Genomic DNA, 12,165 nt, shown 5'->3' on the forward strand with positions numbered 1-12,165 from the left:
TCGAAGCGGCATTGTTGGGTTACGCTGCGCTAACCCAACCAACCTACGGGAAATCCGGATAGTTGAGGGGACGCAGCGCTGCTAAGCTTGCGCCCCATGTCCCGCATCCGTCCGCTCCCCCCCGAGCTCATCAATCAAATTGCCGCTGGTGAAGTGATCGAGCGGCCGTCTTCGGTCGTGAAAGAGCTGGTCGAGAACAGTCTCGATGCCGGTGCTGCGCGCATCGAAGTCGACATCGAATTTGGCGGTGCGCGATTGATTCGCATACGCGACGATGGCGATGGCATTGCTGCCGAGGATCTGCCGCTGGCCGTGGCTTCGCACGCCACCAGCAAGATCGGCAGCTTCGATGATCTTGAGCACGTGGCCAGCATGGGCTTCCGCGGCGAAGCGCTGGCGTCGATGGCGTCGGTAGCGCGCTTTGCGATGACGTCGCGCCTGCGCGGTGCGGACAACGCATTTCGCCTTGAGGTCGACAGCGGTCGCATGCAGGATGTGCGCCCCGCACAGCATCCGCAAGGCACCAGCGTGGAAGTGCGCGACTTGTTCTACAACGTGCCGGCACGGCGCAAATTTCTTCGTGCAGAGCGCACCGAATTTGCGCATATCGACGATCTTCTGAAATCGCTTGCGCTTGCGCGTAGCAGCGTGGAATTTCGCCTGAGCCACAACGGGAAATCGGTGCGCGTGTGGAAAGCGGCGCGCGATGAAAAGTCCATGCTCACGCGCGTGGCGGAAGTGCTCGGCGAATCGTTTCCACAACAAAGCCTGCGCATCGACCACGCATCGGCAGGTATGCGCCTGTCAGGATGGGTGGGATTGCCGACCGCCTCGCGCTCGCAAGCCGATGCGCAATATTTTTACGTGAATGGCCGCCTGGTACGCGATCGCGTCGTGGCGCACGCGGTGCGCCAGGCGTATGCCGATGTGTTGTTTCATGGTCGACATCCTGCTTTCGTGCTTTATCTGGAACTGGATCCAGCCGGCGTGGATGTGAACGTGCATCCGGCCAAAAGCGAAGTGCGCTTTCGCGAACAGCGATTGGTGCATGATTTTCTGTTCCGCACGTTGCACGAAGCGCTTGCGGAAACGCGTGCTGGTCAGCATACGCCGGCGGAGACACCTGCATGGCCATCCAGCGCGGGCGTGGTGTCCGCGGTCGCGCAGGAAGCAAGCCGCCAGGTAAGCAGCTGGCCCAGCAACGCCATGCAAAGTCGTTTGCATCTGGGTGTGCGCGAAGAGCCGCTGGCGGACTATGCGGCTTTGCTCGGCGATGCCGCGGTCGAACAGATGGCGATCGCGCCGCAAGCCATGCCTGCCACCGACGATAGCGAAGCGCCGCCGCTCGGTTATGCGATCGCGCAGCTCAAGACCATTTACATCCTCGCCGAGAATGCGCATGGCCTGGTGCTGGTCGACATGCATGCCGCGCATGAGCGCATTACCTACGAAAAACTGAAAAATGGCCGTGCATGCAGCAATCTTCGCTCGCAGATATTGCTGGTGCCGCTGTCAGTGCCGGTAAGCGCGAAAGAAGCGGCTGCCGCAGAAGAACACGGTGAAGCGCTGTCCGTCTGGGGTCTGGAACTTTCGCGCAGCGGACCTTCCGCCGTCGTCGTGCGGCGTATCCCGGCATTGTTGGAAGGTGCAGACGTTGCCGAACTCACGCGCAGTGTGCTCGGTGAACTCGCGCAGCACGGCAGCTCGCGTCAGTTGCAAGAGCTGGAAAACGAACTGCTCTCCACCATGGCCTGCCACGGTTCGGTGCGCGCAGGTCGGCGTCTCAGCATCCCGGAAATGAATGCGCTGCTGCGCGAAATGGAGGCGACCGAGCGGTCTGGACAATGCAATCATGGCCGCCCTACGTGGGTGCAGCTGGGTATGACCGAACTGGATAAGCTTTTTCTGCGCGGTCGGTAAGTGATGCTTGTTTCCCTGATAAATAGACGTCCATACTGGTGGCTCTTGCATCGAGCGGAGCAAAACCCATGTGGCGTAACGTCCTTGCCGGACTGATCCTAAGTAGTGGAGTGGCCCTCGTGCATGCCGATACCGTTCAATCCAATACCGCGCCTGATGCATACCAGCAGGGCATCGAGAAATGGCGCTCCGAGCGCGTTGGGCGATTGACCGCGCCGGATGGCTGGCTCAGCCTGATCGGGCTGGAATGGCTGCAAGAAGGTGCCAACAAGGTGGGTGCTGCGCCCGATAACGACATCGTCCTGCAGGCCGGTCCCGCCCATCTGGGTGTGATCACGCTGGACAAATCGGGACAGGCGCACATCAAGCTGGCCAAGGACAGCGGTGCGACGGTCGACGGCAAACAGGTGGAGGAAGCCACGTTGGTCGATGACGCACACGTCGCCGGCAATGCATCACCCACCAAGGTCACGTTTGGTACGGCGAGTTTCTTCGTGATCGATCGCGAAGGTCGCAAGGCGTTGCGCGTCAAAGATGCTGACGCTGCCTCGCGCAAGCATTTCCTCGGCATCGACTATTTTCCGATCGATCCGTCGTGGCACATCGTGGCGGATTGGGTGCCGTTCGATCCGCCGCACGATCTCCAGATCGGTTCGGTGATCGGCACGATCGATACGGTAAAGGTTCCGGGCAAAGCGGTGTTCACGCGCGACGGACATACGTACGAGTTGCTGCCGTATCAGGAAGAACCGGGCGGCGAGTTGTTCTTCGTGCTAGCCGATCGCACGTCCGGTCATGAGACCTACGGCGCAGCGCGTTTCCTCTACGCCGCGCTACCGCAGAACGGCAAAGTGGTGCTGGATTTCAACAAGGCCTACAACCCGCCTTGCTCCTTCACGCCGTTTGCGACATGCCCGTTGGCGCCGCCGGAGAATCGTTTGGATTTAAGGATTACTGCGGGTGAGAAGAAGTACCGCGGCGGGCATTGATTCCTGATCTGCTTCCTCCCCTACGTGTAGTAGGGGAGGGTTGGGGTGGGGTGAAGCAATTTCGCCATGAATTCAAATAGCGCGGCAAGCTCGCGCAACCCCACCCCAGCCCTCCCCTGCACGCAGGGGAGGGAGTGCATCTCGCAAAGTTTTTTATTTCCCCACAAACGCAGCTTTGCGTTTTTCAAGAAACGCACTCGTTCCTTCCTTCATATCTTCCGTTGCAAACATCAACGCAAACGCCTGCGTTTCAAACTCCAAGCCCTGATCAATCGATGTTTCACCGCCTTGCAGCACGGTATCCAGAATGCTCGCGGCAGCCAGTGGCGCAGCGGCAGCGAGTTGGTCAGCCAGTGCATTGACGGTTTCATCCAACGCTTCGGGTGCGACCACGCGATTGACCACCCCCAACTCGTAAGCGCGCTGTGCGGTGATAACGCCACCGGTTAGGCACAGTTCGAGTGCTGCACCGCGTCCGGCGAGGCGCAACAGGCGCTGGGTGCCGCCAAAGCCAGGAATCAAACCGAGGTTGATTTCCGGCTGGCCGAACTTGGCTTTCTCGCTGGCGATGCGCAGATGGCAGCACATCGCCAGTTCCATGCCTCCGCCCAGGGCGAAGCCCTGAATGCGCGCGATCACCGGCTTGCCCAGCCGTTCGATGCCGCTCATCAGCCGCTGTCCGGTGCGCGAAAAACTCTGTGCCTGCATCGGCGTGTAGCCATTCATCTCACTGATGTCTGCACCGGCCACGAACGCCTTGTCGCCGGCGCCGGCCAGTACGACAGCCCGTACGGCGTCATCCTGCGCGGCCTGGGTGAACGCCAGGGCCAGCTCGTTCAACGTCTCACGATTGAGCGCATTGAGCTTGTCCGGGCGATTGACGGTGATGGTGCGCACGGCACCGCGATTGCCGATCTCGAGGTTGCGATAGGCCACGATGGACTCCGTATCAACGTAAAACGCGGATTTTAGCAGCGGGAACCTTTGTTGCTCCTGGCTTTCTTAGAGCAGTTCGATGATCCCGCGCGGTTGTCAGATCGTCACGCCAAACCCCTGGCATGGCTGCATCGGACGACCGAACCGCTTAGGATGGCGGCTTTCGCCGTATGCTTAGAGTCCGCCCCATGTCTCCAAGTCATTCGCGCTGGTTCTGTTTACTCGTAAGGCGACCGCTTGCCAAACATGCGGGCCGCAAAGAGTCATTGGGCGGCACTGCACCATGGAGAACGTAATGACCTATACGCGTTGGCTGCTTCCGCTTCTCTTGTTGCCTGCCGTGTCCGCGGCTCAGGCGCAGGGGACGAATGCGCCCAGCCCGTCACAGAAGCAGCCCCCGGTGGTGAAGCTGGACAAGCACAAGCTCTCCTACGCGATCGGCTACCGCATCGGCACGCAATTCGCCGATGGAGATTTCCCGGTGGACATGGCCGTGCTGCAGAAAGCCATCGAGGACGCCTACGCCAAGCGTCCTCCGGCCGTGTCGAAAGAAGACATGTACAACCAGTTGGTCAGCCTGGGCGAGCGCATGCACGAACAGGCCATCACCGAATTCAATCGCATCGCGGCCGACAATGCGAAGAAAAGCGCCGAATACATGACCCATAACGCCACGTTGCAAGGCGTGGTGCAGCTGCCTTCGGGCATCCAGTATTCGGTGATCAAGAAGGGCGACGGCGCGGTCAATCCGGCCATCGACAGCCTGGTTACCGTGAACTATCGCGGCATGCTGATCGACGGTACAGAGTTCGATAGCACCTGGGCTCACGGTGCGCCCGTCACGTTTACCGTGGACAAGGTAATCCGCGGCTGGCAGTACGTGATTCCGCGCATGCACGTGGGCGACCGCTGGAAAGTGGTAATCCCACCCACACTCGCATACGGCGAGCATGGTGCGCTGCCGCGCATTGGACCGAATCAGGCGCTGGTGTTCGATATCGAACTGCTGGATATCAAGCCGCCGAATCCGCAGGCGGCGGGGCCGTGATGTGAAGGCGGGGATTTGGCAATAGGGAACGTGTAGATCGCCTTAAGCAATCCATCCCCGCTCTTTGCATATCCAAGAGAAGTGGGTCGCGATTTGCTCGGCCGCGACATTCACACGTTCCCTGTTCTCTGTTCCCCATTCCCTGCTTCCATTAGCATTGCGGAAGCATGTCGAACTCCTCCCTCCTCCCCCAGCAAGCCATTCTCAGCCCGTGCATCGGCATCTGCCGGCTCGATGCACGCGGTTTTTGCGAAGGCTGTTATCGCACGGGCGATGAAATCGCACGGTGGCGCAGCATGAGCGAGACCGAGCGCTCCCATTACCTGGACGTGGTGCTCCCCGCACGCGAATCCCCATGATGGAAGCCCTGCAGCGTGCCTTGCGTCCGCTGTCACAGCCTCCGGCGCCGCCCGGCTGGAATCACGCGCTGATGACCGAATTGATCGGCGAAATCGAGCGCCGCCCGGCCGCCGTGCTGATCGGTCTGCGCGATGCTAACGAGCCGCATATGATCTTTACGGTGCGCACCGATCATCTCAGCTCGCATGCGGGGCAGGTCGCCTTTCCCGGTGGCAGCGCCGATCCAACGGATGCCGATGCGCTGACCACCGCCCTGCGCGAGAGCGAAGAGGAAATCGGCTTGCATCCCTCGCACGTCACGCCGCTGGGATATCTGGATTGCTTCGAAACCATCAGCGGTTTCTGCATTACCCCGGTGGTGGCACGCATCGCCAACCAGGCGCAGTTTCGACCGGCGCCCGATGAAGTGGCCGAAGTGTTCGAAGTGCCGCTGACGTTTTTCCTGGAACCGTCGAATCTGAAACGCTACCAGATGGATTACCGCGGCCGCCGGCGCGAGATGGTGGAATTCCACTACCAAGGCCATCGCATCTGGGGCGCCACAGCGGCCATATTGCAACACCTTTTGCAGAAGATGGAGCAGGCATGAAAAGCACCTTGATCACTGCCGGGGAACTCGCAGCGCTGCCGTCGGATAGCGTGCTGATCGTCGATTGCCGACACGATCTTGCCGACACCCAAAAAGGCGAGCGCGATTACCGCACGGACCACATTCCAGGCGCAGTCTTCGCAGACTTGGATCACGATCTTTCCGATCTCAGTCGCACACCGCTTGGGTTGGGGCGGCATCCGTTGCCGTCCGAGCAAGCGTTTTCCGCGGTGCTCGCGCGCTGGGGCTGGCAGCCTGGCCTGCAAGTGGTGGCTTACGACGCCGGCACGGGTGCATTGGCCGCGGTACGCCTGTGGTGGTTGCTGCGCTTGTGTGGCGTGCGCGAAGCGGTCGTGCTCGATGGCGGCTACGCAGCGTGGAAGGCGGCGAACTTGCCGATATCACAAGCCATTCCGCAGCGGCAGCCGACGCAGGTGAGCATGCATTACGACGCCAGCCAAGTCGTGCTCGATCACTCCGCTGTCGCCAACACGCCAGATGATCTATTGCTCGATGCACGCGCTGCACCGCGCTATCGCGGTGAAGTGGAGCCAATCGATCGCGTCGCAGGTCACGTGCCGGGCGCAGCGAATCGACCATTTACCGATAACTTGCAAGCCGATGGGCACTTCAAATCACCGGCGGAGCTGAAGCAGGAATTTCGCGCGGTAATCGGTGATCACGCACCAAGCCACGTGGTGCACATGTGTGGCTCGGGTGTTACTGCCTGCCACAATTTGTTAGCAATGGAACATGCGGGGCTGGCGGGTTCGCGCTTGTATGCGCCGTCGTGGAGTGGGTGGATCAGTGATCCGTCGCGGCCGATCGCGAAGGGCTAGTTGTTGCGCCCTCTCCCCTCCGGGGAGAGGGCTGGGGTGAGGGGTAAAGGCTTGCCCAGAATTTCATAAAGGCGACGCTTCGATCGAGCTGTTCGCAAGATTGCCCCCTAACCCTCTCCCCGGAGGGGAGAGGGTACTGATCCGTCCACTCATTTAGCTTTGCTTTTCAACCTATCCACCAACGCCTGCAACGCCACCTGCGTCTGCGGATGGAAGAACGCATCCACAAACGTATCGATCGGCAAGGCGTCGATATCCGCATATGTGCGCGTCAAATCCGCACGCGCAATCTTGCGTGTTTCCAGCATGGCGTGCGAGGGCAGGGCGAGCGTCTCGTTGAGCCAGTGCAACGCGCGCGTGGCGACCTCATCCACAACAGCGAGTTCGTCGACAAAGCCATAGTCCAGGGCTTGAGTAGCTTCGATCAGCGCACCGGAAACCAGCAAGCGTTCCGCGCGATACGCGCCCACTACACGACGCAACGCCATCTGGATGCAATCCGGTGCGATCAATCCCACCTGCACTTCGTTCAAGCCGATGCGATACGGGCCTTGCGCCATCACGCGGTAATCGCAGAACAGCGAAAGCACTGCGCCACCGGCAGGGCTATGCCCAGTGATGGCCGCAACAACCGGCACCGGCAAATGCGCGAGTGCAGCGCAGGTGGCGAAGAATTCGCGCCAGTATTCACGTACACCGGCGCGATCGCGCGTAAGCAGCGCAGGTACGTCCACGCCGGCGGAAAACATGCCTTGTGCGCCGGAGAGCACGACACCGCGCGCACCATCGCGTACGGCTTCTGCCAGTGCCTGCTGCAAAGCGCGCAGAAGATCCAGGTTCAACGCGTTGACCGGCGGGCGTGCCAGCTGGATTTCTACGACAGCATCGTGCTTGATGAGGTTGAGCATGGGCGCTCCAGAAAGAGAGAGTGATCAGGATTGTGGCTGTTCGTCAGCCGTCCAGGTGTAGCGCACAGCATAATCGAGCACGGCCTTGCCGTTGGCAGGCACTTCGACCTTGAATTCCAGCGTGTCGGTCGTTTGCTTGCTTGGTTTTACGCTGGACGAGGTGACTGTCCATTGCCGCCAGCGATTCGGATGCTCGCGCACCGTCACCGTGCGCGCACTGTCGCCGGCATTGGTGAGGGTGATGCGGAAAGCTTCGTCCAGTGCGCGGCCGGCCTTGTCAACGTGGAAACTCGTGCGTTCACGCTTGCCACGCAAATCGAACGCGGTGCCTAGCGTGATGGTGGCATCGCTGCCCTTGGGTGTGTCGTTGATGCGGCCTTCGCCGATGAATTGCGGCACGCCGTTGCGATCGGCAGTCAGCACGCGCAGGTAACCGGCTGGCAGGCTGTCGAAGGCTGAGAAGCGTAGCGTACTGATGATGCTGGTGTTGCTGTCCGTATTAAACGTTTCGTTGAGCATCGGCTGCGGCGGCATCCAGTTGCCGCCATTCTCGTAGAGTGCCGTGCGTTCGCAGCTGAGCGTGCGTGCAGCGTAGAGCGGCACCTGGCTGATGCTGCCATCGGGCAGTTCGACCGGCGCGGGCAGGGTATAGCTGCGGTAATCGCCCACCGTTGACTGTTCGGGCAGGGCTTCGGCCGCAACAGGCGCCGCTGCCGCGCGCATCATCATCGGACGCGGTGCGGAGGTCTTGGCGAAATTGGGTTCACCAGCAATCAGCGTCAAGTTGGTGTCGTGCCAGTCGCGACCACTACGGTTGGCGATGCTGGCGCGCGATTCAAACTGCATGCTGCACGCATTGCCCGCTTGCAAGTTCGCGACATAGGAAGCGCGCCAACCAATACCGGAGGTCGGATAGCTGAGCGTGGCATCAGCCTGGCCGCTGCGCGAGGCATCGACGCGCAGACGCAAACTGGAGCCGGTAGGGAAATTGCCGCCCGCCGTAGTCACTGCCGCATATTGGCGAACCAGCGTTGTGCCATGATCCGTGCTCACCACCAGTCCATCTTCACCGGCGCGTAATAAAGTTCCGCTGGCCAGCGCCTGGCCGTTGTCGCCGAGCACGTTGATACTGCTTCCCGTCAAACCGGTCAAAGCTGCATTGGGACCTTGACCGAGCAATAACCGCTGAGAAATGACTTTTGCCTCGCCGCCCGGAAAACCGAGCGCCATGGCTTCAGCGTCGAGATGATTGGGCAGGTCGCCCAGCACCAGATCGTGCACGCCGGATTGCAATGTAACGTCGCGTCGCTCGCGCACTACGGCATAACCGTCGTTGGCGTCGCTGTCGCCGCTGCTTGCGTACAGGGCGGGGCTGTCGCTGCGATACAACGTCATTGATGCACCATCGGCCGCCCACACAGACGGTATGGTGCACAGCGTGGCGATGGCGATGCTCAGAACGTTTCGGTGCCGGATCGGCATGACGCACTCCTTGGGCGGATGTCGGCGCCGATCATAGCGAGCCGGACGCAGCTTCGTACGTGTCTCTATAGCGGGTCGTTCGTTAGCGCTTCAGGACGGTTGCTTGCCGTGCTGCACGGTGCGACCATCGCCGCCAGCTACCGTTCACCGGCGCGACGCCATCAGCGGGTCGTCGTCGGATGGTTTCAAGGTTGCATGCGCAACGGACTCAAAGGCCGCAAATGGAAGGCTTCTCGCTGAGAGTGGTGCTTGCGGACGATCATCCCGGGATGATCGCAGGCGTCAGGCATGGTCTATCTTCTGCCGTCACCATCCAATTGACCGGCACAGCGGGTAATTCGACCGAATTGTTTCGCATCTTGGATACGGGATGCTGCGATGTGCTCGTTTCGGACTACTCCATGCCGGGCAACGAACACGGCGATGGCATTGCACTGTTTTCGCTGATCCAGCGGCGCTATCCGTCAGTGAAGCTGGTTGTATTGACGATGCTGGACAATCCGGCAGTGCTCAGCGCGTTGCGCAGCCAGGGCATCTCCTGCGTCGTCAGCAAGGCGGATGCGGTCAACTATCTGATTCCCGCCATCCACGCTGCGGCAACGGGGGGCACTTACTATTCGCCTTCCGTCGAGAAAAGCATGCGTATGCGTGACATGGATAGGCGCACGCCTGAGTTGTTGAGTAAGCGAGAGCTGGAGGTACTGCGGCTCTACGCGAGTGGCCTGACCGTCAATGAGATTGCGGAACGCGTGAGCCGCAGCAAAAAGACAATCAGCACCCAGAAAGCGCGCGCTATGCAGAAGCTGGGTATCGAACGCGATGTGGATCTGCTGCGTTATGCGATGGAGAACGGGATTGTTGCTTCGTCGTCGCAGCCGGGTGCGGCGGTGGATGATGCGCCGGAGGATTAGGCGCCTCCGTGATCTCCATGGTCGTCATTCCCGCGAAAGCGGGAATCCATTGTGCTCTGATGCAAGAGCCGAAGGTGGATTCCCGCTTTCGCGGGAATGACGGCCGTGGGGTTATATAGCGACGTGGCGGTGTAAGCGGTGTAGGTTGGGGTGAGCGTATGCGAACCCCAACATCGCCATGCATTGCACCGCGTAGGGGTTCGGCTGCGCCTCACCCCAATCTACGCTACGTCGCCATGCATGGCTGCGCGTCGTTCCAGCACAGACGATGCGTGTTCCGCGAACAGCTGCATGGCGGTTTTCAGGGATTCCCGATCTTTGGAGGCAATCAATGTTTCCATGTTTGCAGCCATATCAGCCGTCTCCATCTCGCGAATCATGGCGAACGATCCACGCAGGGCATGCAGATGATCGCGGACACTTTGCAGATCACCTTTGTCCAGTGCCGTATCTATCGCCCCCACGGATTGCCGCAAGCTTTGCTGTAAAAGCATGTGAATCTTTGCTGGCAACGGTCCGCTGGTCAGATCCACAGGCTTTGGAGCGGTGTCATCCGGCTCCATGACACCAACGAGTCGTCTCAACATGCGATCGATCGTATCGAGCAGAAGAGGTCTGACGAGCACCTCATCCATGCCAACGGCTGCACAACGTTCGTACTCGGAGGGGCTCGCATTGGCCGTCATGGCAACAATGGGAAGCGTCGCCCCTTGGGCACGCAGGTGCTGCGCAAGTGAGCAAGCGCGTTGTCCGCGTTAGCCTGAGTGTTCGCGCCCAGCGCCACGGCTTGCGTACCGTTGGTAAACACATTCGAACCGACTGCGACCGAATACGGCTGGTCCGAGCCCGTTTGGGCGCTGCTGCCAAGTGCGACGGAGTTGTCGGACAACGCAACGGCCTGCAGGCCGACTGCGACTGTGTTGCCACCGCTGGCAATCGAGCTTGAACCCATGGCAATCGCGGTATTGGAAGTCGGATCTGCGCCATTCACGGACGCAATGTTGCTGCCGTGCGTGCCTTCGATGGCAGCCAGTGGGTCGGTCACATCCATGACGCCGATGGAGCCCGCATTGCGCGGAGCCGCGGTGGAGGTGAATTGATTTGCTGCGTATGACGGTGCGTCGGTCGTGTTTTCTTTGCTTTCGACGTCGGCGTCGGTCGTTGTGTCGTAGCTCGCTGCAACCGGCGTATCGGTTACGTCGACGCCGCTGGCCATGGCTGTGCCCATGATGGCTTCGGCCAGCGCCAGTGCGATCAAGCGGCGCATGACAGTGCCTCTTGTGCGCTTCTGTGTGTTGTTGGTCGGAATCGTCGCGATGGTCGTCGACGTGCTCTGGGTCGTGCCGTTTGCCAGGGTCATGATGTGCTCCTCATCAGATCGTTTGGTGATGAGGAAATGCTAGAAACTGCGCGTATTTGGATCAGTCGGCCGGGGACGATTCACGTGGGACTAGTAGTAGTCCTAGTCCGAAATCGTCCGATACCATCGTTGCATGGCCGGTTTGCTGAACAGCATTGCGCTGTTCGTTCATGGTTGATAAGCGGCGTCTCTATGAATCGTCGCCCCGGCGAAGGCCGGGGCCCAGCGACTTTCTACGTGCTTAAAGACACTGGGTCCCGGCCTTCGCCGGGACGACGAATCTGGAATTCTTTTAGTGCTTCTAGCCTTCGTGCGCCACGTTGACCATCCAAGGAATGCCGAACTTATCCACCAGCATGCCGAAGCCATCAGTCCAGAAGGTTTTCTGGAACGGCATGGTGACCTGGCCGCCTTGCGCGAGTGCGTTGAAGCATTTTTCGCCCGAGGCGGCGTCGCTCGCGGAAACGGAGAGGCTGAAGCCGGAGTGGTTGGTCTTCTCCTGTCCAGCTTGGCCGTCCGACATCATGAGATGCGTGCTGCCGATCGCCAGCGAGGCGTGCATGATCTTGTCGGCGACTTCGGGTGACGTCTGGTAGTCCTCACTGGCGGGTGCGTCCTTGAAGCGCATCTTCATGAGTTCCTGCGCGCCAAGTACGCTGCAATAGAACGCGATGGCTTCTTCGCAGCGACCGTCGAAAAAAATGTAGGGCTGAATTTCCATGTGCGCGACTCCGTGGTTGGGAAGGGGGTATTGCTGGCGTGAAGCGCAAGGATTCTACTGAGCCAGGATTGCACGCAATATGTGACAGCTACTGACCTGCAA

Annotated in this window: 11 protein-coding genes and 1 pseudogene; 6 read left to right on the top strand and 6 right to left on the bottom strand. The window is 60.3% G+C overall.

Features of this window, described 5'->3' with window-relative positions:
* Positions 1–96: 96 nt before the first annotated feature.
* On the top strand, positions 97–1,920 hold the full coding sequence (mutL, locus tag QQJ86_RS20795; RefSeq protein ID WP_284322897.1) for a DNA mismatch repair endonuclease MutL: 1,824 nt from the start codon (positions 97–99) through the stop codon (positions 1,918–1,920).
* A 68-nt stretch (positions 1,921–1,988) separates the two neighbouring features.
* A complete protein-coding gene (locus QQJ86_RS20800) occupies positions 1,989–2,909 on the top strand; it encodes a DUF1684 domain-containing protein (RefSeq protein WP_284322898.1) in 921 nt (306 codons plus the stop codon).
* A 153-nt stretch (positions 2,910–3,062) separates the two neighbouring features.
* Here QQJ86_RS20800 and QQJ86_RS20805 read toward each other — a convergent pair whose 3' ends face one another.
* Positions 3,063–3,845, bottom strand: a complete 783-nt coding sequence (locus QQJ86_RS20805; protein WP_284322899.1) for an enoyl-CoA hydratase/isomerase family protein — start codon at positions 3,843–3,845, stop codon at positions 3,063–3,065.
* A 295-nt stretch (positions 3,846–4,140) separates the two neighbouring features.
* Between QQJ86_RS20805 and bamJ the strand changes: the two genes are divergently transcribed.
* The 3 genes and pseudogenes from bamJ to QQJ86_RS20825 all read left to right on the top strand — a co-directional run bounded on the left by bamJ (position 4,141) and on the right by QQJ86_RS20825 (position 6,681).
* Entirely contained in the window at positions 4,141–4,893 is a 753-nt protein-coding gene (gene bamJ, locus QQJ86_RS20810) for a BamJ family beta-barrel-assembly machinery protein (protein ID WP_284322900.1), read from the top strand.
* A gap of 167 nt (positions 4,894–5,060) precedes the next feature.
* Positions 5,061–5,842 (top strand): annotated as a pseudogene (locus QQJ86_RS20820) (CoA pyrophosphatase).
* Positions 5,839–6,681 carry a sulfurtransferase gene (locus tag QQJ86_RS20825; protein WP_284322903.1) on the top strand — a complete coding sequence of 281 codons (843 nt, stop codon included), beginning with the start codon at positions 5,839–5,841 and terminating at the stop codon, positions 6,679–6,681. Before QQJ86_RS20820 ends, QQJ86_RS20825 begins: the two are co-directional and overlap by 4 nt.
* 149 nt (positions 6,682–6,830) lie before the next feature.
* Here the strand turns inward: QQJ86_RS20825 and QQJ86_RS20830 are convergent, their stop codons facing one another.
* Both QQJ86_RS20830 and QQJ86_RS20835 read right to left on the bottom strand, forming a co-directional pair.
* On the bottom strand, positions 6,831–7,589 hold the full coding sequence (locus QQJ86_RS20830) for an enoyl-CoA hydratase/isomerase family protein (protein ID WP_284322904.1): 759 nt from the start codon (positions 7,587–7,589) through the stop codon (positions 6,831–6,833).
* 24 nt (positions 7,590–7,613) lie between these two features.
* A complete protein-coding gene (locus QQJ86_RS20835) occupies positions 7,614–9,071 on the bottom strand; it encodes a DUF4139 domain-containing protein (protein ID WP_284322905.1) in 1,458 nt (485 codons plus the stop codon).
* A 221-nt stretch (positions 9,072–9,292) separates the two neighbouring features.
* Here QQJ86_RS20835 and QQJ86_RS20840 point away from each other — a divergent pair, with 221 nt between their 5' ends.
* Positions 9,293–9,982, top strand: coding sequence for a LuxR C-terminal-related transcriptional regulator (locus QQJ86_RS20840; protein ID WP_284322906.1), 690 nt, complete (start codon positions 9,293–9,295; stop codon positions 9,980–9,982).
* Between the two features lie 221 nt (positions 9,983–10,203).
* Here QQJ86_RS20840 and QQJ86_RS20845 read toward each other — a convergent pair whose 3' ends face one another.
* From QQJ86_RS20845 to yjdN, 3 genes are all read right to left on the bottom strand, one after another.
* On the bottom strand, positions 10,204–10,569 hold the full coding sequence (locus tag QQJ86_RS20845; RefSeq protein ID WP_284322907.1) for an Hpt domain-containing protein: 366 nt from the start codon (positions 10,567–10,569) through the stop codon (positions 10,204–10,206).
* 95 nt (positions 10,570–10,664) lie between these two features.
* Positions 10,665–11,342: a hypothetical protein gene (locus QQJ86_RS20850; protein ID WP_284322908.1), complete on the bottom strand. Its 678-nt coding sequence runs from the start codon at positions 11,340–11,342 to the stop codon at positions 10,665–10,667.
* Between the two features lie 301 nt (positions 11,343–11,643).
* The gene (yjdN, locus tag QQJ86_RS20855) at positions 11,644–12,063 is read right to left on the bottom strand and encodes a VOC family metalloprotein YjdN (protein WP_284322909.1); all 420 of its coding nucleotides are present in this window, start codon (positions 12,061–12,063) and stop codon (positions 11,644–11,646) included.
* Between the last annotated feature and the right edge of the window lie 102 nt (positions 12,064–12,165).

It is taken from the genome of Dyella acidisoli (assembly GCF_030160295.1).
In the GTDB taxonomy this organism is placed as follows: Bacteria; Pseudomonadota; Gammaproteobacteria; order Xanthomonadales; family Rhodanobacteraceae; genus Dyella_B; species Dyella_B acidisoli.

Bases quoted from the DNA above. Each gene is read 5' to 3' on its own strand.
- QQJ86_RS20850 (WP_284322908.1), bottom strand. From the start codon at position 11,342: ATGACCCTGGCAAACGGCACGACCCAGAGCACGTCGACGACCATCGCG.
- yjdN (WP_284322909.1), bottom strand. From the start codon at position 12,063: ATGGAAATTCAGCCCTACATTTTTTTCGACGGTCGCTGCGAAGAAGCC.
- mutL (WP_284322897.1), top strand. From the start codon at position 97: ATGTCCCGCATCCGTCCGCTCCCCCCCGAGCTCATCAATCAAATTGCC.
- QQJ86_RS20845 (WP_284322907.1), bottom strand. From the start codon at position 10,569: ATGTTGAGACGACTCGTTGGTGTCATGGAGCCGGATGACACCGCTCCA.
- QQJ86_RS20840 (WP_284322906.1), top strand. From the start codon at position 9,293: ATGGAAGGCTTCTCGCTGAGAGTGGTGCTTGCGGACGATCATCCCGGG.
- QQJ86_RS20835 (WP_284322905.1), bottom strand. From the start codon at position 9,071: ATGCCGATCCGGCACCGAAACGTTCTGAGCATCGCCATCGCCACGCTG.
- QQJ86_RS20800 (WP_284322898.1), top strand. From the start codon at position 1,989: ATGTGGCGTAACGTCCTTGCCGGACTGATCCTAAGTAGTGGAGTGGCC.
- QQJ86_RS20830 (WP_284322904.1), bottom strand. From the start codon at position 7,589: ATGCTCAACCTCATCAAGCACGATGCTGTCGTAGAAATCCAGCTGGCA.
- bamJ (WP_284322900.1), top strand. From the start codon at position 4,141: ATGACCTATACGCGTTGGCTGCTTCCGCTTCTCTTGTTGCCTGCCGTG.
- QQJ86_RS20825 (WP_284322903.1), top strand. From the start codon at position 5,839: ATGAAAAGCACCTTGATCACTGCCGGGGAACTCGCAGCGCTGCCGTCG.